Origin of the sequence: Amycolatopsis speibonae (assembly GCF_042647925.1) — a bacterium.
Taxonomy (GTDB): domain Bacteria; phylum Actinomycetota; class Actinomycetes; order Mycobacteriales; family Pseudonocardiaceae; genus Amycolatopsis; species Amycolatopsis speibonae.
In genome coordinates this window covers 115,506-138,060 of the sequence record NZ_JBHRWK010000012.1, presented here as the reverse complement: position 1 = coordinate 138,060, position 22,555 = coordinate 115,506, and the positions used below count along the sequence as shown (strand labels likewise).

Here is a 22,555-nt window from a genome sequence, read left to right as displayed (position 1 = left end):
GGCACCCGTGATCCTCGAGTTCCGGACCTACCGGCTGAAACCCGGGTCGACCGCCGATTTCCTCCGCGTGATGGGCGAGGAGTCCATCCCCCTCCTGGAAAGTGCGGGACTGCGCGTCATCGATTACGGTCGTTCCTTGGTCGCCGAGGACGGTCGAGAAGAGGCCTACCTGATCCGCGCGTTCACCTCGCTGGAAGAGCACGAGCGCCAGGAACGCGAGTTCTACGGCAGCGAGGCTTGGCTGAAGGGGCCGCGCGAGGACATCGTTTCGCGGATCGAGAGCTACCACACGATCGTCATCGAGACCTCCGAAGCCGCCGTAGCAACACTCAGACGGGCTTGACGAAAAGGACAGCGAGCATGGACGTGGACGAGGGAAGAATCCTGGCCTGGACCGAGGCCGAGCGGCTGAGCTTCGCGGACCTGCTCGAAGAACTCGACGAAAAGGACTGGTCAGCCAACACGCTGTGTCCGAAGTGGACCGTCCACGAACTGGCCGCTCATCTGGCGCTGTCGCCCAGGACCGGTCTCAAGGACACCATCATCGGCGCCATCAAGGCCAGGGGCGACTGGGACCGGATGACCGCCGACCAGGCGATCGAGCACGCCACGCGGTTCACCTCCGCCGAACTCGTCGCCCAGATCCGCGAGGACGCGGGATCGGACCACCGCTCCCCCGGCGCCAAACCGATCGACCCGCTCGCCGACGTCCTCATCCACGGTCAGGACATCGCCCGGCCGCTCGGCCGGACCAGGCCCATGCCGGAGCAGCCGGCGATCGCGGCGCTCGAACACATCCTCGCGAGCCCGTTCTGGGGCGCGCGCAAACGCTGCAAGGGCGTGAAGATGATCGCCACGGACGCCGACTGGACCGGCGGCACGGGCCCCGACGAGGTTCGAGGCCCGCTGGCCGACCTGCTTCTCGCGGCGACCGGCCGGGGCACCGGCCTGGCCGCGCTCACCGGGCCGGGCACCCAGCGGATCGGCGCCCACTGCAACCCGCCGGTCGAGGTCTGAGACCTACCAGCGGCCGACGAACACGTCGACCCGCACCAAGTGGTGGTCCGAGGCGTCGTTGAGCCGGGCCAGCGGCGAATCGGGCAGCGGCCAGAACACCTCGGCGCGCCAGGGGAACAGGCCCTTCGACGGCAGGACGTAGTCGATCCGCAGGTTTCCCGGCGCGTTGTCGTTGAAGTCGCCGGTGTCGAAGTACGGGTCACCCTTCTGGCCGATGTTCGCGCCTGCCTGGTCCTGAGCGGCCCGCACACCGCCTTCGCTGCCCGGCCGGGTCTCGATGACGCGGGGCGCGTTCAGCAGGCGTGAGATCGCGCCGGGGACGCTGTCGCCGTCGAGCGGGTCGGAGTTGTGGTCGCCCGCGATGACGAACTTCTCGTGCGCGCCCAGTCCGCCGCGGCGGCCGCGGTCGTCGTGGATGTAGCGGCCCTTGCCCGGGGTCACGTAGTCCGCCCAGAAGCGGATCTCGTCGTTGTTCCGGGTGCCGTTGCGGTCTTCGGGGCCGTCGAAGGTGGGCGGCGTCGGATGCGCGGCCAGGAAGTGCACGGTGGAGCGGCCGACGCGGATCGGGACGTCCCAGTGGGACTTCGACGACAGGCGCAGCACGTCGAGCGCCTGCGGCGAGTACCAGTCGTTCGGCGCCGGGGTGGCCGGGTCGTCCGGGAGCAGCGCGCCGGGCATGTCCTTCCAGAGGAACTTCTGGAACGTCCGCACGCTCTTGGTGTCGATCGGGTACTTGGAGAGCACGAGCATGCCGTACTGGCCCTCGAAAAGGCCGAAACCGTGCGCGTCGTTGCCGCCGCCGACCTTGCCGTCGCGGTCGAGGTCGAAGCCGGTCGCGACACCGGTGTTCGACGGCGCAGTGAAGGCGTACGGGTAGTCGATCGGCGCCGCGCCGTTCTGGCCGCGCTTCAGGTAGTTCTCGCGGAACAGGTCCGCGGCGCGGTTGTCCGGCACGTAGTCGAACTCGTTGATCAGCAGCACGTCCGGCCGGTTGCGCTGGATCACCTCGGCGACCTCGTCCGCCTGTGCGTTGCCCGGCTGCGACAGGTCGGTCACCAGCTGGCCGGCAGCTCCGCGGTTGAGCGAAGCGTTGTACGTCGCGAAGCGGACGTTCTGCCCGACGGTGGCCTCGGCCGGGGTGGCGGCCAGCAGCGTCGCGGCCAGCAAGGCGCTCGACGTGAGCACGGCGGCGATGCGTTTCACGGTTACCTCCAGAGTCCGGTGCGACCTTACGCAGCTTCGGCGGCCACCTGGGTGAGTTTCAGGTGAACAGCACCACTTGAACGCGTTCAAAATCTGGGCTACGGTTCTTCTTGAACACGTTCAAAAGGAGGTCCCCATGCAACCCGTAGTCGTGGCCTACGCGCTCTACCTGGCCATCACCGTCCCGCTGACCGTGCTGGTCGCCCGCACGCTGAGCAGGCACGGCAAGACGTTCCTGGAGGACGTCTTCCAGGACAAGCAGGCGCTGGCGCATTCGGTCAACCAGCTGCTCGTCGTCGGGTTCTACCTGGTCAGCCTGGGTTTCGTGACCCTGTTCCTGACCAGCGACGACACCGTCCTCGACGCACGCGACGTCTTCGAGATGCTGTCGGTCAAGGTCGGCACCGTGGCGCTCGTACTCGGCGTGATGCACGTCGGGAACGTGCTGGTGTTCAACGGGATCCGGCGCAAGCACCTCAACCACGCCGTCGCACGGCCCGCGCCGGTGCCGCAGCCCTACCCGGGCTATCCGGGCTACCCGGCGCCCGCTCCGCACCCGGCGCCCTGACCGGATAACGTGCAGTGGTGGCGAAGAGTGAGGAAACCAGGTCGCTGATCGTGGCGACCGCGTTGCGGCTGTTCGCGGAGAACGGCTACGACCGCACGACCATGCGGGCCATCGCGACCGAAGCCGGGGTGTCGGTCGGGAACGCCTATTACTACTTCGCCTCGAAAGACCAGCTGATCCAGGGTTTCTACGACGAGATCGCCAAAGTGCACCTGACGACGGCGCGTCAGGCGATCGAAGGTGAGCGGGACTTCAGCGCGCGGCTCAAGACGGTGCTGCTCACCTGGCTCGACGTCGCCGAGCCGTACCACCGCTTCGGCACCCAGTTCTTCGTCAACGCCGCCGACCCGGACTCGCCGCTGAGCCCGTTCAGCGAGGAGTCGACGCCCGCGCGGGACGCCTCCATCGGCCTGATGCGCGACGTCATCGCCGACTCCGACGCCAAACTCGACCCGGACCTGCGTGACGACCTGCCCGATCTGCTGTGGCTGTACCAGATGGGCGTCGTGCTGTTCTGGGTCCACGACCGGTCTCGCGGCCAGAAGCGCAGCCGGGTGCTGGTGGAGCGGACGGTCCCGCTGATCGCGCGGCTGGTGGGGCTTTCGCGGTTGCGGGTGCTGCGGCCGGTCAGCCGGGAGATCGTCTCGCTGATCCGGGACCTCTCGAAACGGGACGATGCCGCCTGAGACCGACCGAGATCCACACAGTCCCGCGTGACCGGTCACACCCCTCACTCTGAGCGACACCTCGCGCCCTTCGACAACCGCAGGGTCATGAAGGGGGCTTTCACCGCAGGAGGCTGCGGCGAGGGCCTTGGGCGGGGTTGGTCGTGAGTGGTAAATGCCGTTAGAACGACACTTACCACTCACGAGTGAGTCCCGTGAGGCCGCGGGTCAGGACTCGCGGACAGTCTTGAAGTACAGGAACCGCGGCTCCGTCCGCAGCTTCGCGTACCAGCGCGGGTCGGAGTCGGCGACCGTCTCCTCCGGCATCGGCTCCACCAGCCTGTCGACGGCGAACCCGGCGTCCCGCACCGCGCCGAACGTCCAGCTCAGCGGACGCCGGTAGAACTGGACCTTCTGCCGGTACTCCCCCAGCGGGAACTCGTCGTCGAGCAGTTCGAGCTCGAAGTAGTTCCGCTTCTCGAACCAGTGCCAGTCCTCGCCGGGGTGGTGCACCGAGAACACCAGGAGCCCGCCCGGTTTCAGCACCCGCCGGAACTCCGCCAGCGCCGGCGCCCACTCCTTCAGGTAGTGCAGCACCAGCGACGCCGTGATGACGTCGATCGAGGCGTCCTCGACGAAGGTCAGCGGCCGCGTGACGTCGGCCGTCTCGAACTTCGCGACGTCCCCGAACTTGTCCCTGGCGACGGCGACCATGCCTTCGCTGGCGTCGACGCCGAGGACGTCCGCGCCCCTCGCGGCGAGCAGCGCGCTCAGGTGTCCCGCCGCGCAGCCGACGTCCAGCACCCGCTTGCCCGCCACGTCCCCGGCCAGTTCGACGATCGCGGGCCGGTCGTAATGGGCGTTGGTACTGCTGGTTTCGGCGTGGGCAGCATAGAGCCGGGCGAACCCGTCGTACTGGGCGGCGCGCGCCCGTTCGATGATCTCGTCGATCACCTCGGTCTTGGCGTCGGCGTACTGCTGGATGTATTTCCAGGTGCGCGACGCCAGTTCGCGTTTCTTGGCCTCGTAGAGCTTCAGCTCGTCCTCGTGCGCGATCAGGCGCTCGCGGAAGAGGCGATAACGCTCGGTCTGGCCATTGTCCGGCGAGTAGACGTGCAGGTTGATGTTGGTGTCCGGGCCTTTGAAGCTGCGGTGCTTCTCCCACTCCGGCTCGCGGATGACGAGTTTGTAGCCCTCGGCCTCCAACTGCGGCACGTAGGTGTCTTCGTCGTCCGAATCGGCGACGATCAGCATGATGTCGATGATCGGTTTCGCGCAGAGTCCCGGGACCGATGTGGAGCCGACGTGCTCCAGGATCAGCGCGCGTTCCCCCAGGATCCCCCTGATGCGCTTGGCTTCCCGGTCGAACAACCCGGGCCATTCCGGGTCGTATTCGGCCAGGGTGACAGTGGAATTCAGGACCGGAGCCTGACCGACCCACGTGGTGTCGATGTCTTCTTCGGTGTAGTCGTCTCGATCGGGTTTAGGCATTTGACCCCCTTGTTTCACTTCAAGGCAGTCGACCAGATTATCGAATCCGGCGGATCTTGTCAGGAGATCGGCAAAGAAAGGATCCCGCCGGTCGCCTCGCGCAGCGCGTCCCGCATTTCGGCTCGCGGCGCCGGCTGCCCGGTGAAGTACTCGGACTGTCCGAAAGCCTGATGCAGCAACATGTCCAGGCCGGTGGCCAGCTTTCCGCCCCGGTCGGCGACGGCTTCGGCGAGCGCGGTCGGCCAGGGGTGGTAGATGACGTCGAGGACGCAGCCGATCCCGGCCAGCTCGGTCAGATGCGGCCGGACGGCGTCCGGGGGCACGGTGTTCACCAGCACCGCCGAATCCGCCGCGAGCTTCCCGAAGTCGGCGTCGGCCCAGCGGAGAACTTCGACGTCGAGCCCGGCACGCTGAGCCGCCTCGACCGTCTCGCCCGCCCGTGCGGGATCCCGCACGACGAGCCGGACCGTGCGCACGCCGAGCGCGGCCAGTCCGACAACGGACGCCGCTGCCGTCCCGCCCGCCCCGAGGACGACGGCCGCGTCGTCCACCCCGGGCGAGTACTCCCCCGCGATCCGCAACGCTTCGGTGACGCCGTCGACGTCGGTGCAGTCGGCCAGCCAGCCGGTTTCCCGGCGCACCAGGGTGTTCGCCGCGCCGACGGCGGCCGCGCGCGGCGTGACCTCGTCGGCGTACTCCAGCGCGGCCCGTTTCCCGGGCATGGTCACCGAGAACCCGGTCCACTCCGGACCGAGCCCGTCGACGAAGGCGGGCAGTCCGGCACCGTCCATCTCGACGCGTTCGTAGGTCCAGCCGTCCAGGCCCAGCGCGCGGAAGGCGGCGCCGTGCAGGACGGGTGAAAGGGAGTGTTCGACCGGTTTCCCGAGGATCGCGGCCTTGCGCTCAGTAGACACCGCGCCTCTGTGCGTCCAACTTGGCCTTGTTGTGCTCGTCGTTCGTCACCGTGAAGCAGGAGAGTCCGTTCTTCTCGCATTTGACGAAGAACAGCCACTCCCCCGTGGCCGGCTTCAGCGCGGCCTGGATCGCCTCCGCGCTCGGGACCGCGATCGGCGTCGGGGTCAGGCCGACCGATTTGTAGGTGTTGTAGACGCCCGCCTTGTCCCGTTCTTCGGGCTTGGTGAGCAGGGTCGGCCGGTCGAGGACGTAGTTGACCGTCGAGTCCATCTCGAGCCGCATCTTCTCGTCGAGCCGGTTGTAGATGACCCGCGAGATCTTCCCGAAGTCGGCTTTCACCGCCTCACGTTCGATGATCGAGGCGATGACGAGCGTCTCGTACGGCGTCTTGCCCTCGCCCTTCGACTGGTCGCTCAGTCCGGCGTTCAGGATGCGCTCCGCCGAGGTCTTCACGACGTCGGTGAGCAGTTCCTCGGCCGTCCAGCCGGGTTTGACGTTGAAGATGCCAGGGGCGATGAGACCTTCGAGCCGCCGGTCCTTGTGCTCGGCCTTGGTGGCGCCCTCGACCGCCCACGACGGCACGCCCAGCTTCGCCAGATCCGCGGTCTCGATCGTCTTCCGCAGTTCCTCGACCGGGATACAGGTGCTCGTGCCGTTCAGATCCGCGCAGGAAGCCTTGGACAGCAACGTGTACACCCCGGGCGTCACCTTGCCGTCGGGCTGGGTGATGTCGTGGAACTGGGTGTACGGCCGGATCTCGACCTGGCCGACCTTCGACGCGGCGGCGGTCATCTTCTCGACCGCGCTGGCACCGGACATCTTCGTCTTCATGACGTAGTAGCCCTGCTGGAGCCGCGAGACGGCGGTGTTGTCCTCGCCCGCCTTCACGAACGCCTTGCCGCTGGCGACCACCCCGGCCGCCTGCAGCCGATTGCCGATCGCCGACGTCGAGTCGCCCTTCTGCACCTGGACCAGGACATCGCTCTCGCCGGCGCCTTCGTAATCCTCGTAGCCGAAGATCTCGGTGAAGCCGTAATAGGCGCCACCGGCGAGCAGGACGAGCACGGTCAGCGCCGCGATCCAGCCCAGCGCGCGCTTCTTCTTGCGCTTCTTGGGCGGCGGGCCCTGACGTTCCGGGCGCTCGTCCTCGATGCGCTCGGGCTCGGCACGGTCGTCGTCCTCGAAGCCCTGCTCGTCTTCGTAATCCTCGTAGTCGTCGTACTCGTCATAGTCGTCGTACGCGTCTTCGCCGAAGATCTCGTCGTATTCCTCTTCGCTGCCCTGAGGCGGCGAAGCAGGAGCGGCACCCGGGCGCCGGGCGATCGGCGCTTCCTGGATCGCGGGGATGATGTCGGTCGGCCGCTCGTCCGGGAGCGGGCCGTCGTCCTCGCGGCGCCTGCGGCGGCCGGGACGAGGGGGCTCGTCCCGGTCGTAGGCGGGCATGCCAAGACTCCGGTCACCCGGCTGGGGGGACCGCCGCTGCGGTGCGGGAGGCGGGGGCGGCGGCGGTGCGGCCGCGGGTTCCGTGGCCCGCCGGTGCGGGGCCGGACGCTGCGCCCTGGGCGGCGGCTCCTCGGCGGCCCGCCGGGCACGCTGAGGCGGATCTTCCGGGGACCGGCGCGCACGGGGCGGCGGTTCGTCCGCCGCACGCCGCACGGGCGGGGCCTCCGGGGGTTCCTGCCGGACGTGCCGCCTGCCCGTCGGCTGGGGTTCGGGCCTGCGACGGGACGGGGCCGGTGGCGGGGTGCTCTCTTCAGGCTCCCGCAACCGTCGTCTACCGCCCTGACGGCGTTCGGGCCGGCCGTGGGGCTCGGTCATGTGTCGCCCTTCCGTGCGCGATGTGCCGTTACCGCGTCGATCCACGCCTGCAGGATCTCGACCGCGGCCGCCTGATCGACGACAGCACGAAGCTTGCGTCCCTTCACCCCACGCTGCGACAGCATCCTGGATGCCGTCACCGTGGTCAACCGCTCGTCGGCCAGCCGCACCGGCACCGGAGCGATCCTGGCGGCGACCTTTTCGGCATAGTCCAGCGCCGCTTCGGCCGCCGGACCGTGGCGGTCCTTGAGCGTCCTCGGCAAGCCGACGACGACTTCGACCACGTCGTGTTCCGTGACGAGTCCGACGAGCTGGTCGACGTCCTTGTCGCCAGTCGCGTCGCGAGTGAGGGTAACGAGCGGGCTGGCGAGGATGGGGTCGGGATCGCTCAGTGCGATCCCGACCCGGACGGATCCGACATCCACGCCAAGCCGCCTGCCGCGCCCCGGATCGGACTCCCCAGGCCGATCCGGGCGCCGCTGAGAGGCGTCGTCAGCCAACTTGGGCGACCGCCGCGCGCAGTGAGGCGATGGCCTGCTCGGCACCGGCCGGGTTGGTGCCACCGCCCTGTGCCATGTCCGGCTTGCCGCCGCCACGGCCGCCGATCGCCTCGGCGAAGGACGGGACGAGCTTGCCCGCCGCGATGCCCTTCTCCTGCGCCGCCTTCGTGGTGGCGACGACGAAGGCGACCTTCTCGCCCTGAGGCGCGAAAAGAGCCACGATGCCGGGACGGGCGCCGAGCCTGCCGCGGATGTCCGAAGCCAGCGCGCGCAGACCGTTCGAGTCGACGCCCTCGCCGAGCTTCTGGGCGACGACCGCGACCCCGCCGATGTCCTCGGCCTTGTCCGCGAGCGAGCCCGCCGAACCGAGCACCTGCTGGGTGCGCAGCTGCTCGATCTCCTTCTCGGCGTTCTTCAGCCGGGTGAGCACGTCGTCGATCCGCGACGGCAGCTGCTCCGACGGCACCTTGAAGGTGCTCGCGAGCTGCGAGACGAGCAGCTGCTCCTTGCGGACGTACTTGAGCGCGTCCGTGCCGACCAGCGCCTCGACGCGGTGCACGCCGGAGCCGATGGACGAGTCGCCCACCAGCTTCACCAGGCCGAGCTGGCCGATGCGGTCGACGTGGGTGCCACCGCAGAGTTCGCGGGAGTACTCGCCCATGTCGACGACTCGGACGTCGTTGCCGTACTTCTCGCCGAACAGCGCGACCGCGCCCAGTTCGAGGGCCTTGTCCTTCGTGGTGACGAAGGTGTTCACCTCGACGTTGGTCTGGAGGTAGTCGTTGACCTCCTCCTCGACCTCGGTCAGCACGTCGGCCGAGACGCCGCCGGAAGTGGTGAAGTCGAAGCGCATCCGGCCCGGCGAGTTCAGCGAACCGGCCTGCGCCGCGCGCTTGCCGTACGCGCCGCGCACGGCCGCGTGGACCAGGTGCGTCGCGGAGTGCGAACGCTCGATCGACAGGCGGCGGTGCTGGTCGACCGAACCGGTCAGCGCGCTGCCGAGGCCGACCTCGCCGTCGACGACCTCGACACGGTGCACGAACAGGCCCGGCACGATCTTCTGCACGTCGTGGACCTTGAGCTCGACGCCGTCGCCGAGCAGCACGCCGGTGTCGGCGACCTGGCCACCGCTCTCGGCGTAGAACGGCGTGCGGTCCAGGACCAGCTCCGCCTTCTTGCCCGCGCCGACGCTGCGGACCGGGACACCGTCTTCCAGCAGCGCGACGACCTTCGCCTCGGCCTGCAGGTCGCTGTAGCCGAGGAACTGGGTCTCGCCGTGCTGCTCCAGCACCTTGCGGTACTCGGACAGGTCACCGTGGCCGGTCTTGCGCGTCGCCGCGTCGGCCTTCGCCCGCTGCCGCTGCTCGTTCATGAGCGTGCGGAAGCCCTCCTCGTCGACGGTCAGGCCCTGCTCGGACGCCATCTCGAGGGTCAGGTCGATCGGGAAGCCGTAGGTGTCGTGCAGCTGGAACGCCTTGTCGCCGGCCAGCAGCGAGCCACCTTCGCGCTTGGTCTCCTCTGCTGCCATATCGAAGATGCGCGAACCGCTGGTCAGCGTGGAGAGGAAGGCCTCTTCCTCGGCGCGCACGACGTCCTCGATGCGGTCGAAACCGGACACCAGCTCGGGGTACGTCGGGCCCATCGTGTCGCGGACGACCGCGGCGAAGGCGGGCAGCACCGCCTCGTGCACGCCGAGCAGGCGCGCGGAGCGGACGATGCGGCGGAGCAGACGGCGCAGCACGTAGCCGCGGCCGTCGTTGCCCGGGGTGACACCGTCGCCGATGAGCAGCACGCCGGTGCGGGCGTGGTCGGCGATGACGCGGAAGCGGATGTCGTCGGTGTGGTCGGAGCCGTAGCGGCGGCCGGAGAACTCCTCGGCGCGGCCGATCACCGGGCGGACGAGGTCGGTCTCGTAGACGTTCTCGACGCCCTGCAGGATCGTCGCGACGCGCTCGACGCCCATGCCGGTGTCGATGTTCTTCTTCGGCAGCTCGCCGATCGGTTTGTGGCCGTGCTTCGGGCTCTTGTCGCCCCGCACGTCCTGCATGAAGACGAGGTTCCAGATCTCGATGTAGCGGTCCTCGTCGACGACCGGGCCGCCTTCGCGGCCGTACTCCGGGCCTCGGTCGTAGTAGATCTCCGAGCACGGGCCGCCGGGGCCGGGCACGCCCATGTCCCAGTAGTTGTCCTTGCCGTCACGGGCCTGGATGCGCTCGCCGGGCAGGCCGGTGAGCTTCTTCCACAGGCCCGCCGCCTCGGAGTCGTCCTCGTAGACGGTCGCCCAGATACGCGCCGGGTCGAGGCCGTAGCCGCCTTCGCTCTGGGGCTTGGTGATCAGCTCCCAGGCCGCCTCGATGGCGCCTTCCTTGAAGTAGTCGCCGAAGGAGAAGTTCCCGGCCATCTGGAAGAACGTGTTGTGCCGGGTGGTCTTGCCGACCTCGTCGATGTCCGGCGTGCGGACGCATTTCTGCACGCTGGTCGCGCGCGGGTACGGCGGCGGGGCCTCACCGAGGAAGTACGGCTTGAACTGGACCATGCCGGCGTTGACGAACAGCAGGTTCGGGTCGTCGAGGATCAGGGGCGCGCTCGGCACGCGCGTATGTCCCTTGTTCTCGAAATGGCTCAGGAAGCGCTGGGTGATTTCGTGTGTTTCCACGGGATCGTCCTTGTATACGGGCTCGCGCGAAGGCGCTGGAGGAATGCGGACAGGCTGGAACGGCGGAGGGCTGGGGCTTCGGCAGTCGCGGACGCGACTGTCGATCAGCCCTCCGCCCGGCGAGCTCGCCGGGCCGGGCGCCGCGACGAGGCCGCGTGCCTGCCCGCAGGGCCTTCGGAGGCCGTGCTCAAACCGGTGCGTTCGGACACCATGTCGTGCAACTCCTGTTCCCGTTCGCTCATCCCGGCGCGGACCTCCGCGCCGAACGAACCGACGGCGCCCGCGAGTTCCCGCACGGCGTCGCCCAGGTTCGAGGCTATCCCCGCGGGCGTGGCCTGGCGAGCGGTTTCCGTCGCTTTGCGTGACAGGGCGACGCCGGCGACCACGCCGACGCCGAGCCAGAACAGGCGCTTCACTTGCGGCCTCGCTTCGCCGGGCGCGCGGCCTTCGCTTCCGCCTTCTTGCGGCGGGCCTTGATGGCCTTGCTGAGGCCGTAAGACAGCGCGGCCGTCTTCACGAGCGGACCGCCGAGGGTCGCGGTGAACACCGACGTCAGCGCGGACACGTTGCCGGAGACGGCCTGGGCGTTGGCCGTGATCCCGTCGACCCGTTCCAGCTGCGTGTTGACGTGCGTGATCGTCTCGTTCGCGCCCATCAGCAACGGGTCGGTGTTCTCATGCGCCTTGCGGATGGCGATCGTGGCCTCGTCCAGGGTCCGGCCGAGCTTGAACAGCACGATCGCCAGCAGCACGACGAGTACGACGAATGCTCCTGCGGCGATCAGCGCGGCGATCTGCCCTGCCGACACGGGCCCTCCTCAAGGGTCTGCGGTCTTTGGTGCCCGTGAGGTTACCGCCCCTCCAGCCGTTCAGCGGTGTCACCCCGCCGGACGGTCACTCAGCGCAGTGACACGGGGCGGGGAGCGTCGCGAACGATGTTCGCCGCACAGACGACCTGTTCGGTTCTTGTGCCGTTCACATTGCTGGGATTAGGTCGCCCGCATGCCTGAACTGTCACGCCGTACGTTGCTGGGCGCCACCGGCGCCGCGGCCGCCACCACTCTCCTCCCGCCGTCCGTGCACGCCGCCATGGCCGAACCCATGCGCCGCGGCGGACTCGACGCCATCGAGCACGTGATCGTGCTGATGCAGGAGAACCGGTCGTTCGACCACTACTACGGCAGCCTGCGCGGCGTCCGGGGCTTCTCCGACACCCACCCGCTCGAACTGCCGTCGGGGAGATCGGTGTTCGAGCAGCCGAACCCCGCGGGCGGCACGGTGCTGCCGTTCTCGGTGCGCAAGGCGGCCGAGCTGGCGGGCCGGGACGCCGACGACATCCAGTACCTCGGCGACCTCGACCACAGCTGGAACGGCAGCGGCAAGGCGTGGGCGCACGGCTGGAACAACGGCTGGATCGCGGCGAAGACCCCCGCGACCATGACGTACTACGAGCGCCGCGACATCGCGCTGCAGTACGAACTCGCGGACACCTTCACCCTTTGCGACGCCTACCACTGCTCGATCTTCGGCTCGACCAACCCGAACCGGAACTTCCTCTGGACCGGGACCACCGGCTTCGAACCGGGCAGCACGACGAACCGCGCGGTCTCGAACGCGGCGTACTCCTACGACCACCAGGGCTACGACTGGACGACCTACCCGGAGCGGCTCGAAGCCGCCGACGTGCCGTGGCAGATCTACCAGGAGTGGGACAACTTCACCGACAACGCCGTCGAGTACTTCAAGCCGTTCAAGAAGGTCGGCACGAAGATCCTCGCTTCGGTCGAGGGGAAGTTCCGCACCACCGAGGAGTTCTACGACGAGCTGCTCAAGAAGACCCCGGAGGAGCGCACGAAGCTGCTGGCGCAGTTCGACGCCGGGGTCGCGAAGCTGACGCCCGCCGAGCGGAACCTGTTCAAGAAGGCCATGTACCGCAGCGAGCCGGAGACTCTGGTGACCCGGCTCAAGGCGGACATCCAGGCGCGGCGGCTGCCTGCGGTGAGCTGGCTGGTGCCGTCCGCGAAGGACTCCGAGCACCCCGGCGCGTCCACCCCGGTCGGCAGCGCGAACCTGATCTACCGCGTGCTCGACGCTCTCGCGTCCGACCGCGAGACGTGGTCGAAAACGGTGCTGCTGATCAACTTCGACGAGAACGACGGCTACTTCGACCACGTCCCGCCGCCGATGCCGCCCGGCAACGCGGCGAACGACGCGGACCACTTCAACGGCCAGCCGCTCGGTTTCGGCCCGCGCGTGCCGATGACGGTCGTCTCGCCGTGGTCGATCGGCGGCAACGTCGACTCCACCGTGTACGACCACACCTCGGTGCTGCGGTTCCTGGAGCGCTGGACCGGCGTCGGCGAGCCGAACATCAGCAAGTGGCGGCGGACCGTCGCGGGCGACCTCACGGGCGCCTTCGACTTCTCGCGCGGCGGACGCCAGCCGCGCGTGACCCGGCCGGGCCCGGTGCCCGCGCCGATCAGCCGCTGGCGGCCGTCCGCCCCGGCGGAGCAGAGCCTGCCCGTGGCCGAACCCGGCAACCGCCCGGCGCGTCCGCTGCCGTACCAGGTGTCGGTGTCCGGCGTCGTGAAGTCCGGTTCCCTCGCGCTGTCGCTGGCGAACAGCGGCTCGTCTTCGGCGCACTTCGCGCTGTACCCGTACAAGGGCGAATTCGCCGAGCCCGCCCACCGCGATGTCCGCGGCGAGGTCGGTGAAAACGTGCCGCTGAAGGGTGACGAGTACCGCGTCGTCGTCCAGGGGCCGAACCGGTCGTGGTGGGAACTGCGCGGGACCCGGTCCGGTGCCGCCGCGGGAGTCGACGTCCGGACACGGTTCCTGACGTGGCGTTCGGGTGTCGAGTTCAAGCTGTCCAACTCGGGCACTTCGGCGTTGACGCTGCGGCTGTCGTCTTCGCGGCTCACGCGGGTCGTGCGGGTCGGGGCCGGGCGTTCGGTCACGGTGGACTGGCCGGTTTCGGGCGGCTGGTACGACGTGAAGGTGACCGCGGACGGGGATCCGTCGTTCCTGCGGACGCTGACGGCACGGGTCGAGAACGGACGGTCCGGCGTCTCCTGCTGAATTCCGTGAAGGCCTCCTTCCCTACTTTCAGGGTAGGGAAGGAGGCCTTCACGGCCTTAATCGGTTGCGGGTGGGGCGCCGTTGTTCTTAGCGTCGCTCATGGCCGCCACTTTGCAAGCGCTCAGTATCGCCGCGCACGACCCGGACGCGCTCGAGTGGTTCTGGGACGGGCTTCTCGGCCGGGAAATCGACGACACCGGTTTCCGCCTCAGTTTCGTACCGAGCGAGGAACCGAAGACCCGCCAGAACCAGATGCATTTCGACCTGACGAGCGAGTCCCCGGAGGACCAGCGGCGGACGGTCGCGAAGGCGCTCGAACTCGGCGGCAGGCATGTCGACATCGGACAGCTTCCGGAAGAGGAGCACGTGGTGCTCGCCGACCCCGAGGGCAACGAGTTCTGCGTCATCGAGCCGGGTAACGGCTTCCTCGCCGAATGCGGTTTCGTCGGAGCCGTCGCGAGCGACGGTTCGCAGGAAGTCGGCTATTTCTGGAGCAAGGCGCTGGACTGGCCGCTGGTCTGGGATCAGGACCAGGAGACCGCGATCCGGTCGCCGCGCGGCGGCCCGAAGATCACCTGGGGCGGCCCGCCGTTCACTCCGAAGACCGGCCCGAATCGGCTTCGTTTCGTCCTGGACGCTTCCCTCACGGAAGTCGAGCGGCTCGTTTCGCTCGGCGCGACCCGGCTCGACGCCGAGGAAGACGGCCGGGTGGAAATGGCGGATCCCGACGGCAACGAGTTTTCTGTCGTAGTGCTTGGCTAGCCTCCGCCGTATGGACATGAGAGCCGTGGCCGAGGGCCTGGTCGCCGGAGAACGCTTCAGCGTCTGGGATCTGCGGGAAGCCGGACAGGACGATCTTCCCGAACTGCGCGAAATCCGGCGAACCGGGAATCAGGCGCTGCGCAACGCGGCACGCGCCTTGCTGTTCGCTTTGGGCGGCCCGGAAGCACTCGGCGAGTACGACCTCGGACTCGTCCGCCGCCTGATCCGGAGCAAGATCGCGAACGAGGTTCCGGTCGCGATGCAGAGTTGCGAGTTCTGGTACGCCATCCCGACCACGGACCAGGCGGCGGTGCTCGACGCGTTCGGCCTGTCCGATCCGGAACCGGTGACGATGTCGCTGGGCACCGAGATCTGGAACCAGTACGACCTCGGCTCCGGGCATCAACGGTGCGCCCGGGTCTACGTCAGCCCGGTGCTCGACGGATGGACGCTCGTGTTCGGACGGCCGTCGGACGACCGGCACCCCGCGGACGTCACCGAAGAAAGCTCATGGAGCATCGAGCCGCGTGAGCAGTACCAAGCCATGCTCGCGAACGAGAAGGTCCGGCGCGGCGTGGATCGTGACCGCTGCGTCGCGCTGAGCCGCCGGTTCGGCGCGGCGCATTTGTATTGGCGCAGCTACGGCGACTCCACGACGTCGTGGTGCATCGCCGAAAAGGGCGGACTGATCCGGTCCTACGACCTCTCCGCTCCCGAAGAATCAGTCGGCGCGTTGGCGGCCGAAAACGGCTACCTGCTCCCCCACGAAGACACCCCGTTGCCCGACGGCTGGGACGACGACATCCAGCACACCGACAATCCCTTGGACTGGCAACGGGAATGGGTCCGGCGCTACCGCCGCTTGAAGGCGGAACTCGACATCCCGGACCACTGCGACGCCGACACGATCGCCGAAGCGATTTCGCTACATCCCGGCAAGGTCGGCCCGCACACCCGCGTCGAAGGACACGGGGTCATAGCACTCACCAGATGTGGCCGGCAGTATGGCCACCCGCGAACCCTGTTGGGAGGCCTGACTTACACGCCCGCGCCGGATCGGCCCTCGCTCCTCGACGAAGACCAGACCTGACGGACCACAGGTACGCTCCGCCGTACGGCACAGGATGGAAATTGGTCTACACCTATTGACGTGCGTCAGGTCAGCGGCTCAAGCTGCTCTGACCGAGGGCCATCTTCCACTGTCGGAGGTTCGGCGTGCCAAGGAGAACCAGAAAACTACTCCCCCTGCTGGCGTCGCTCATCGCGCTGGCGGGACTCATGATCGTCGTCATCAGCCCGACCACGTCGAGTGCGGCAGGCCACGAGGACTGCCGTCCCGACGGGCTGTACCGGACACCCGGCGTCGACACCCCCTACTGCACCGTCTATGACACCAACGGAAGGGAATCCCTGGGAGAAGGGCATTCCCGCCGGGTGATCGGCTACTTCACCAGCTGGCGCACCGGGAAGAACGGTGCACCGGCGTATCTCGCGAGCAACATCCCGTGGACAAAGGTCACCCACCTCAACTACGCGTTCGCGCATGTCGACGCGCAGAACAAGGTGTCGGTCGGCGACCCGGGCCCGAACAACGAGTCCATCGGCATGGAATGGCCGGGCGTGCCCGGCGCGGAGATGGATCCGGCGTTCCCCTACAAGGGACATTTCAATCTGCTGAACAAGTACAAGAAGCAGTACCCGAACGTGAAGACGCTGGTCTCGATCGGCGGCTGGGCGGAGACGGGCGGCTTCCTGAACCCGGACGGCACGCGCAACGCGTCGGGCGGGTTCTACAAGATGACGCAAAACCAGGCGAGCATCGACGTCTTCGCGGATTCTGTCGTGAAGTTCCTGCGCGACTACGGATTCAACGGCGCGGACATCGACTACGAGTACGCGACGTCGGCGAACTACGCCGGAAACCCGGACGACTACTGGATCGCGCAGAGCAACCGCGGCACGCTCTGGGCGGGCTACGAAAACCTGATGCGCACGCTGCGCCAGAAGATCGACCAGGCCGGCGCCGCTGACGGCAAGCACTACCTGCTGACCGCGGCCGTCCCCGCCTCCGGCTGGCTGCTGCGCGGCCAGGAGGTCTACGGCGTCACGCAGTACCTCGACTACGCCAACATGATGAGCTACGACCTGCACGGCGCGTGGAACCAGTTCGCCGGGCCGAACGCGGCGCTCTACGACAACGGCAAGGACGCGGAACTCGCGCACTGGCAGGTGTACACGACACCGCAGTACGACGGTCAGGGCTATCTCAACACAGACTGGGCGTACCACTACTTCCGCGGTGCCATGCAAGCCGGCCGGATCAACATCGGCGTCGGGTTCTACACCCGTGGCTGGCAAGGGGTGTCCGGCGGGACGAACGGACTGTGGGGCAATGCTCCACTGCCGGACCAGAAACAATGTCCACCTGGTACCGGATCCCAGGTCGGTTCGACAGTGCCGTGCGGTAACGGCGCGATCGGCATCGACAACCTCTGGCACGACATGAGCATGACGGGAGCCGAGGTACCGGCGGGCGCGAACCCCATGTGGCACGCGAAGAACCTCGAAAACGAGATCGTCCCGGACTACCTGGAGAAGTACGGGCTGGACCCGAAGAAGAACCCGAAGGACCGGCTCTCCGGCACCTACGACCGGTACTACGACAACTCGATGGTGACGCCGTGGCTGTGGAACAACGACAAGAAGGTGTTCCTGTCCACTGAGGACGAAGAGTCCCTCGCCACGAAGGCGAAGTACGTGGCCGACAAGGGCATCGGCGGCGTCATGATCTGGGAGCTGGCGGGCGACTACGCCTTCGACAACGCCAAGGGCCAGTACTTCATGGGCGACACGCTGATCACGAAGATCAACGACGGCCTTCGCGGCGCCGCCCCGTACGGCAACTCGAAGTCGGGGCGTCCGGCGCCGTCTTCGGTGCTGAACGCGAACGTCAAACTGACCGGATTCGCGCTGGGCGACGCGAACTACCCGATCACCCCGCAGATGCGCATCACCAACAATTCGACCACCACCATCCCCGGTGGGACGAAAATCGAGTTCGACTACGGCACGAGCGCACCCGGCAGCATGTCCGACCAGTCCGGCTTCGGCCTGGCCGTCACGAGCAAGGGGCACAGCGGGCCCAACTCCGGTGGCATGAAGGGAGACTTCCAGCATGTCGCGGTGACCGTGCCGTCCTGGCAGAACATCGCCCCGGGTGCCACGGTCGAGGTCCGGCTGAACTACTACATGCCGATCGCGTCCCCATCGAACTTCACGTTCACCTTCGGCGGGACGACCTACGCGATCGCGTCGGACAACCCGCGTGGCGGCGGTGCCCCGCCGACGACCACCACCACACCCACGACGACGACGGGTACGACGACCACGACACCCACCACGACCAGTCCGACGACCACGACCCGGCCGACCACCACCACGCCGACGACGACCACCTCGGTGCCGTCCGACGCCTGGAAGCCGAACACCGACTACGCCACCGGTGCCCGGGTGACCTACAACGGCTCGGCCTACGTGTGCCGACAGGGCCACCGGTCCCTGCCCGGCTGGGAGCCGCCGAACGTGCCTGCCCTCTGGACAGCCGCCTGACAGACCCCGGCAGCGCGCCAGGAAAGGTCCTTTCCTTGCAAATTTCGCAAGGAAAGGACCTTTCCTGGCATCCGGATGTGTCATGAAAGGGTCGTTCAGGACGAAAAATGTCCTGAACGACCCTTTCGTGACACTCCGGGAAGCCTCAGTAGCGCCCGGCGGTCAAGGTGTCGAAATCCGGGAAGTCCCCCGCCAGCGTCGCGCCGGTGAAGTTGCCGGCCCACCCGCCGTCGTCGTGGAAGAACCGGACGGACACGTAATCCGGCCGCGTCCCCATGTCGAACCAGTGCGTGGTGTTGGCAGGCACGCTCAGCAGGTCCCCCGCTTCGCACAGTACGGCGTGCACCTTGCCGCCGACGTGCAGATAGAACACCCCGGACCCACGGGCGAAGAAGCGGTCTTCGTCATCGTCGTGGGTGTGCTCGGCGAGGAACTTCTGCCGGGCTTCGGCGGCCTTGGCGGCCCAGCCTGGCTCGTCGGACGGGGTCATGCGGACGGCGTCCACGAACGTGTAGCCCTCGGCGGCCGAGACCTTGCCGATCTGCTCCTCGTAGGCGGCCAGCACCTGCTCCGGCGTCACTTCGCGCGGCAGGTCCTCGACGAGCTCCCACCGTTCGAACCGGACACCGAGCCGTCCGAGTTCCCCGGTGATCACGGCCGGGTCCTCGGTCCTGAGCGCGATCTCGTCGGGCCGGTCGTCCGGCCACACGGTCAGCAAGGTCATCGCACTCCCCTTTCTCCACTGGCGAGTCTTGTCTCTACCCGGAACCGGAGCAACCACTCCAAACATTCCAGGCGATGACGCGCGTGGCGCAGGTCATCTCCCCAGACGTAGATCCCGTGCCGCGCGACGATCACCGCCGCGTGTCCGCCTCGAACGCGTCGCCGAGGACGAGCATGTCCTGCCCGTTGGCGATCACCGGGATCGTCACCAGGTCGTCGTGCGCGGCGCGGCCGAAGCCCTTGAGCATCTCCAGGTCCCGCGGTTCGACGCCGTCCGGCCACCACCGGCGCGAGCGCGTGCACGTGGATCACCGCGCCCGCGCCCGACACCGACGCGATCCGGGCGTGCAGCCCGGCCTCGGCCGAGCACCACTGACAGGTTGCCCGAAGTGCCCCGCATCCAACCAAGCCCGGCGAACCTGGCGGATTCCTCGGCCAGCGCTCGCCCGGCTAGTTCCAGGACACTCATCGAGGGCGACCTTGATCTCGTCGAACGTCCGGATCGTCCGGTGTGTCCCGAAATCCGCGTCGCCGAACGACTCGCCGTCGCGAGCGAGGCCGACGGTCCGCCAGCCCGTCGGCGGCGGCCCCGTCGAGTTCGGCCGGGACGTCGGAGAAGAACACGACGTCACCTCTCGCTTCGGCCCGGCGTTGACGGTGTCGAAATGCTTCTCGAACAGGCCGGTGACGTCGTCGTCGGTGGTCCGCGAGAACGACGCGATCTGCCCGGCGACCGAGCCGGAGGAGAATACCGCGAGCCGCAGACCGGACTCGTGCCACGAGCGCAGGGCCGGGGCGACGTCGCCGAAGAACTCCGTCGTCAGGTCGCGGTCGGCGTACCCGCGCCGCCAGATGAGGCCCTGCAACGTCTTCAGCGGCGCGATCTTCTGGTCCGCGTCCATCCAGCCGTGCAGCACCGCCACGACGTCCACTGTGGACGCGTCCGCCGGGAGCCCGCCGAGGTCCTTGATCCGCGCGACGGCATCGACGACCTCCGGGTCGTCCGGGTGCCCCGTCGATCCACGGGCCAGCACCAGGTCGACCAGGTACAGGTCCGCTCAGCAATGCGTCGCACGGTCGCCTTGTCCGGTACCAGCTCCGCCGTGTGCACCCCCAGCGCGCGGCTGCGCGACCGGTACAGCTCGTCGCCCGCGCGCGCTCCGGCCGTCGCGGCCTCGACGAGATCGCCTGCCGATTTGTCTACTTCGGACAGTACGGCGGCGACGGCCTTGCGCAGGTGGTTGTTCCTCTAGCGGGTCGCGACGATCCGCTCCCCCGCCCGCTCCAGGTACGCGCGAGCGTCGGCGAGACCGGACGCCTCACGAGCGGCGAGCACCATCGCGCCCAGCGCGGCGAAGTACGGCCCGGACGACTGGGTGACCATGTCCTCGATGGCCACCGCGACCTCTTCCGAAGTCCGGCACAGCACCCATTCCCGCTTGAACGGGAAGACCCGGCGGTCGAGGATGTGCACGCCTTCGCCGTCGAGGCGGACGCTTTCAGCGAGGATCGGCAGCGTCATCAGCTGTACCCCGAAAGGCACGGCGGGATGCCGTTGAGAAAGCCGGTCGAAGCCGTACTTGGTCGCCGTCGCCCGCGCGCCGGTGAACTCGAAGACCTTGCTCGTGGTCTCGACGGCGGGCCGGCTCGCGACGATCTTCGCCGACGAGATGGCGATCGCGGCTTCGGCACGCTCGGCCGGCGTCAGGTCGAACCCGCGCCGTCGCGACCAGCTCGCCGTATCCGGCCAGGGTGTACGGGTCCTGCGTCGCTTTGTCCACATCGGACAGTGAACCCGATCGCCGCCAGGGAGATGCGGGGCACCTTCGGGTCCGACTGGTCCTCCGGCTGGGCGCCGAGGACGTCGTCCCGGTCGACTCGGACGGCCTCGAACCGCACCGCGCCGCTCGCGGTGAGCCGCTGGCCGACGTTGTCCCATGCACCGGGGAAGGTGATCCCGTCTGCGCGCGCGTCGACGACGAAGGTCAGCTTCTCGCCGTTGTCGGTCCTCGTCGCGCTGACCACGAGGCGATCGGCGACGGCCGCGCCGGTGGCCCGAGGGGCCCGCCAGCCATACCGGCCGACGGGCCCCTCGCCATGCTCACGCACGGCGGACATCACCAACCAGGCGAGCGCATGCGACCGGCGCGGCAACCCGCCATCTCTGACTTACCGCTTATTTGTCATAGAATCCGGATCGTGCCACTGCTTCGGCACCCGCTCGCACGAACTCCGCTCAGCCCCACGCGGCGTCTACTTTTGCGTCAGAACACCCTCGCTTCGCCGACGATGAAGCGATCGCTGGGGAACCTCAGGGCTTGACCGCCTCCGCGACGACGAAGATGTCCGTTTCCAAGAAGATCCGCCACTGGGCGGGGGATCCGCTGTCCAGGGCGCGACGGGCGGCGGCCTGGACCTGACTGCCGGCCTTCGCCCTGGTCCAGATCTCGCGGACCAAGGGTCCTTCCTGGAGGTACCTGGCGTAGCCGGCGTCGATACCGACGACGGCGGCGGCGCGAACCTTGATGCCGTCCACCTTGTCCTTGGCCGCGGCCTCGAAGATGCCGGTGTCGATGAAAGCCCGCCACTGCTCCGGAGTCCGGCTGCGGTAGGCCTGGTACCACACCTCGGAGTCCCGGGGCTCCAGGTCACGGGCCCAGATGTGCTGCACGAAGTACTCGTCCGTCAGCTGCGCGGCCAGTGCCGGGTCCATGCCGACGACGGCGGCCGCCTTCACCCGCGCGTCGCGAAGCTTCTTTTCCGCGGCTTCCTGCTCGGCCGCGTCCAAGTCACGCTGGTGCTCGACGAAGATGCCGTGAACGATGAATTCCTTCTGCTCCGCGGGCGTGCCGCTGAAAGCCTGGCCCGCGGCGGACTTCACGAACGTTCCCCTGGCGGCCCGTTCCCACAGCGCGAAGACGAAGTTCTTGTCGTCCTGGGCCAGCAGGATCGAGGTCAGCTCGAAGCCGAGCAGCGTGGCGGCGGGCTGCCGCTCCGTGCGCCTGGCCTGGTAAAGCGCTTCCCGGTCCAGGTCCCGCTGATGCGCCTCGTAGATCCCGGTCTTGAGGAACAGCGAGCTCCACCCGCCGTTGTAGGCGTCGAGCGCCGCGAACTGGACTTCCCGCGCGGTCTCGCCTTGCAGCTTCGCCGCCCGGAAGATCTCGTAGACGAAGTCGCGTTCGCCGAGCCGCAGCAGTTCCGGAGTGACAGTGAGCCCGACGACGGCGGCGGCGCTGGTGCGCACCTCGTCCGGCGTCTGTGTCACGGCGGCCGAAGCCCCGGCCGGAGCGGCGGTCGCCACCGCCGGGGCGAGAACCCCGGTCGTCACGGTCACCGCGGTGAGAAGAGAAACGGAGGCCACGAAGCCACGGACCTTGGAATTACCCATAGTTGCCATAGTTTTGGCTGTCAGGTTTGTTCTGCTCGCCGACATGGTCGAGCACGAGGGAACACCCCACCCAGAGTGACAACCCGGTGATCCCCCAGCCACAGGGGATATAGCCCCATGATCAACGAACGTTACCGATCGGCCCGGCATTGCTCCGAATGCG

The 22,555-nt window shown here is 68.1% G+C and carries 20 protein-coding genes and 2 pseudogenes; 8 read left to right on the top strand and 14 right to left on the bottom strand.

The features are described from left to right. The first annotated feature begins 7 nt into the window (after nucleotides 1-7). Both ACFOSH_RS06475 and ACFOSH_RS06470 read left to right on the top strand, forming a co-directional pair. Complete coding sequence (locus tag ACFOSH_RS06475) at nucleotides 8-343, top strand: NIPSNAP family protein (protein ID WP_378237765.1); 336 nt, start codon at nucleotides 8-10, stop codon at nucleotides 341-343. 17 nt (nucleotides 344-360) lie between these two features. Further along, nucleotides 361-1,017 carry a maleylpyruvate isomerase family mycothiol-dependent enzyme gene (locus ACFOSH_RS06470; RefSeq protein WP_378237764.1) on the top strand — a complete coding sequence of 219 codons (657 nt, stop codon included), beginning with the start codon at nucleotides 361-363 and terminating at the stop codon, nucleotides 1,015-1,017. A gap of 3 nt (nucleotides 1,018-1,020) precedes the next feature. On the opposite strand, the gene ACFOSH_RS06465 is transcribed toward ACFOSH_RS06470, so the two are convergent. Next, nucleotides 1,021-2,220 (bottom strand): endonuclease/exonuclease/phosphatase family protein, encoded by a 1,200-nt coding sequence (locus ACFOSH_RS06465; RefSeq protein WP_378237763.1) that lies wholly within the window; start codon nucleotides 2,218-2,220, stop codon nucleotides 1,021-1,023. Between the two features lie 136 nt (nucleotides 2,221-2,356). Here ACFOSH_RS06465 and ACFOSH_RS06460 point away from each other — a divergent pair, with 136 nt between their 5' ends. Together ACFOSH_RS06460 and ACFOSH_RS06455 are read left to right on the top strand one after the other, a co-directional pair. Next, complete coding sequence (locus tag ACFOSH_RS06460; protein ID WP_378237762.1) at nucleotides 2,357-2,788, top strand: hypothetical protein; 432 nt, start codon at nucleotides 2,357-2,359, stop codon at nucleotides 2,786-2,788. Between the two features lie 17 nt (nucleotides 2,789-2,805). Continuing rightward, on the top strand, nucleotides 2,806-3,474 hold the full coding sequence (locus ACFOSH_RS06455; protein ID WP_378237761.1) for a TetR/AcrR family transcriptional regulator: 669 nt from the start codon (nucleotides 2,806-2,808) through the stop codon (nucleotides 3,472-3,474). A gap of 207 nt (nucleotides 3,475-3,681) precedes the next feature. On the opposite strand, the gene ACFOSH_RS06450 is transcribed toward ACFOSH_RS06455, so the two are convergent. The 7 genes from ACFOSH_RS06450 to ACFOSH_RS06420 form a co-directional block, all read right to left on the bottom strand. After that, nucleotides 3,682-4,944: a GrpB family protein gene (locus tag ACFOSH_RS06450; protein WP_378237760.1), complete on the bottom strand. Its 1,263-nt coding sequence runs from the start codon at nucleotides 4,942-4,944 to the stop codon at nucleotides 3,682-3,684. 59 nt (nucleotides 4,945-5,003) lie between these two features. Next, nucleotides 5,004-5,834 carry a shikimate dehydrogenase gene (locus ACFOSH_RS06445; protein ID WP_378237902.1) on the bottom strand — a complete coding sequence of 277 codons (831 nt, stop codon included), beginning with the start codon at nucleotides 5,832-5,834 and terminating at the stop codon, nucleotides 5,004-5,006. A 13-nt stretch (nucleotides 5,835-5,847) separates the two neighbouring features. Further along, nucleotides 5,848-7,302 (bottom strand): endolytic transglycosylase MltG, encoded by a 1,455-nt coding sequence (gene mltG, locus ACFOSH_RS06440; protein ID WP_378237901.1) that lies wholly within the window; start codon nucleotides 7,300-7,302, stop codon nucleotides 5,848-5,850. A 371-nt stretch (nucleotides 7,303-7,673) separates the two neighbouring features. Continuing rightward, the gene (ruvX, locus tag ACFOSH_RS06435) at nucleotides 7,674-8,177 is read right to left on the bottom strand and encodes a Holliday junction resolvase RuvX (protein WP_378237759.1); all 504 of its coding nucleotides are present in this window, start codon (nucleotides 8,175-8,177) and stop codon (nucleotides 7,674-7,676) included. Then, the gene (gene alaS, locus ACFOSH_RS06430; RefSeq protein WP_378237758.1) at nucleotides 8,170-10,833 is read right to left on the bottom strand and encodes an alanine--tRNA ligase; all 2,664 of its coding nucleotides are present in this window, start codon (nucleotides 10,831-10,833) and stop codon (nucleotides 8,170-8,172) included. The genes ruvX and alaS overlap by 8 nt, the downstream gene beginning before the upstream one ends. Nucleotides 10,834-10,937: 104 nt before the next feature. Continuing rightward, a complete protein-coding gene (locus ACFOSH_RS06425) occupies nucleotides 10,938-11,249 on the bottom strand; it encodes a hypothetical protein (protein ID WP_378237757.1) in 312 nt (103 codons plus the stop codon). Then, entirely contained in the window at nucleotides 11,246-11,641 is a 396-nt protein-coding gene (locus tag ACFOSH_RS06420) for a DUF948 domain-containing protein (protein WP_378237756.1), read from the bottom strand. The genes ACFOSH_RS06425 and ACFOSH_RS06420 overlap by 4 nt, the downstream gene beginning before the upstream one ends. Before the next feature lie 193 nt (nucleotides 11,642-11,834). On the opposite strand from ACFOSH_RS06420, the gene ACFOSH_RS06415 reads away from it, so the two are divergent. The 4 genes from ACFOSH_RS06415 to ACFOSH_RS06400 all read left to right on the top strand — a co-directional run bounded on the left by ACFOSH_RS06415 (nucleotide 11,835) and on the right by ACFOSH_RS06400 (nucleotide 18,281). Beyond that, entirely contained in the window at nucleotides 11,835-13,910 is a 2,076-nt protein-coding gene (locus ACFOSH_RS06415; RefSeq protein ID WP_378237755.1) for a phosphocholine-specific phospholipase C, read from the top strand. Between the two features lie 99 nt (nucleotides 13,911-14,009). Continuing rightward, complete coding sequence (locus ACFOSH_RS06410) at nucleotides 14,010-14,672, top strand: VOC family protein (protein WP_378237754.1); 663 nt, start codon at nucleotides 14,010-14,012, stop codon at nucleotides 14,670-14,672. 10 nt (nucleotides 14,673-14,682) lie between these two features. Continuing rightward, the gene (locus ACFOSH_RS06405; protein ID WP_378237753.1) at nucleotides 14,683-15,762 is read left to right on the top strand and encodes a hypothetical protein; all 1,080 of its coding nucleotides are present in this window, start codon (nucleotides 14,683-14,685) and stop codon (nucleotides 15,760-15,762) included. A 125-nt stretch (nucleotides 15,763-15,887) separates the two neighbouring features. Continuing rightward, nucleotides 15,888-18,281, top strand: a complete 2,394-nt coding sequence (locus tag ACFOSH_RS06400) for a chitinase C-terminal domain-containing protein (RefSeq protein WP_378237752.1) — start codon at nucleotides 15,888-15,890, stop codon at nucleotides 18,279-18,281. Nucleotides 18,282-18,426: 145 nt separating this feature from the next. On the opposite strand, the gene ACFOSH_RS06395 is transcribed toward ACFOSH_RS06400, so the two are convergent. The 6 genes and pseudogenes from ACFOSH_RS06395 to ACFOSH_RS06370 all read right to left on the bottom strand — a co-directional run bounded on the left by ACFOSH_RS06395 (nucleotide 18,427) and on the right by ACFOSH_RS06370 (nucleotide 22,392). Further along, complete coding sequence (locus ACFOSH_RS06395; protein ID WP_378237751.1) at nucleotides 18,427-19,005, bottom strand: 1,2-dihydroxy-3-keto-5-methylthiopentene dioxygenase; 579 nt, start codon at nucleotides 19,003-19,005, stop codon at nucleotides 18,427-18,429. Beyond that, nucleotides 19,002-19,316, bottom strand: a complete 315-nt coding sequence (locus tag ACFOSH_RS06390; protein WP_378237900.1) for a class II aldolase/adducin family protein — start codon at nucleotides 19,314-19,316, stop codon at nucleotides 19,002-19,004. The genes ACFOSH_RS06395 and ACFOSH_RS06390 overlap by 4 nt, the downstream gene beginning before the upstream one ends. Nucleotides 19,317-19,480: 164 nt before the next feature. Beyond that, a pseudogene (locus tag ACFOSH_RS06385) lies at nucleotides 19,481-20,045 on the bottom strand (acireductone synthase); the annotation flags it as partial. A gap of 20 nt (nucleotides 20,046-20,065) precedes the next feature. Continuing rightward, nucleotides 20,066-20,526 (bottom strand): annotated as a pseudogene (locus ACFOSH_RS06380) (methylthioribose-1-phosphate isomerase); the annotation flags it as partial. Nucleotides 20,527-20,708: 182 nt separating this feature from the next. Continuing rightward, complete coding sequence (locus ACFOSH_RS06375; protein ID WP_378237750.1) at nucleotides 20,709-21,122, bottom strand: hypothetical protein; 414 nt, start codon at nucleotides 21,120-21,122, stop codon at nucleotides 20,709-20,711. Between the two features lie 193 nt (nucleotides 21,123-21,315). Continuing rightward, on the bottom strand, nucleotides 21,316-22,392 hold the full coding sequence (locus tag ACFOSH_RS06370; protein ID WP_378237749.1) for a hypothetical protein: 1,077 nt from the start codon (nucleotides 22,390-22,392) through the stop codon (nucleotides 21,316-21,318). Nucleotides 22,393-22,555 lie beyond the last annotated feature (163 nt).

Bases quoted from the DNA above. Each gene is read 5' to 3' on its own strand.
- ACFOSH_RS06405 (WP_378237753.1), top strand. From the start codon at position 14,683: ATGGACATGAGAGCCGTGGCCGAGGGCCTGGTCGCCGGAGAACGCTTC.
- ACFOSH_RS06460 (WP_378237762.1), top strand. From the start codon at position 2,357: ATGCAACCCGTAGTCGTGGCCTACGCGCTCTACCTGGCCATCACCGTC.
- ACFOSH_RS06470 (WP_378237764.1), top strand. From the start codon at position 361: ATGGACGTGGACGAGGGAAGAATCCTGGCCTGGACCGAGGCCGAGCGG.
- ACFOSH_RS06370 (WP_378237749.1), bottom strand. From the start codon at position 22,392: ATGGGTAATTCCAAGGTCCGTGGCTTCGTGGCCTCCGTTTCTCTTCTC.
- mltG (WP_378237901.1), bottom strand. From the start codon at position 7,302: ATGCCCGCCTACGACCGGGACGAGCCCCCTCGTCCCGGCCGCCGCAGG.
- ACFOSH_RS06415 (WP_378237755.1), top strand. From the start codon at position 11,835: ATGCCTGAACTGTCACGCCGTACGTTGCTGGGCGCCACCGGCGCCGCG.
- ACFOSH_RS06395 (WP_378237751.1), bottom strand. From the start codon at position 19,005: ATGACCTTGCTGACCGTGTGGCCGGACGACCGGCCCGACGAGATCGCG.
- ACFOSH_RS06410 (WP_378237754.1), top strand. From the start codon at position 14,010: ATGGCCGCCACTTTGCAAGCGCTCAGTATCGCCGCGCACGACCCGGAC.
- ACFOSH_RS06450 (WP_378237760.1), bottom strand. From the start codon at position 4,944: ATGCCTAAACCCGATCGAGACGACTACACCGAAGAAGACATCGACACC.
- ACFOSH_RS06375 (WP_378237750.1), bottom strand. From the start codon at position 21,122: ATGTCCGCCGTGCGTGAGCATGGCGAGGGGCCCGTCGGCCGGTATGGC.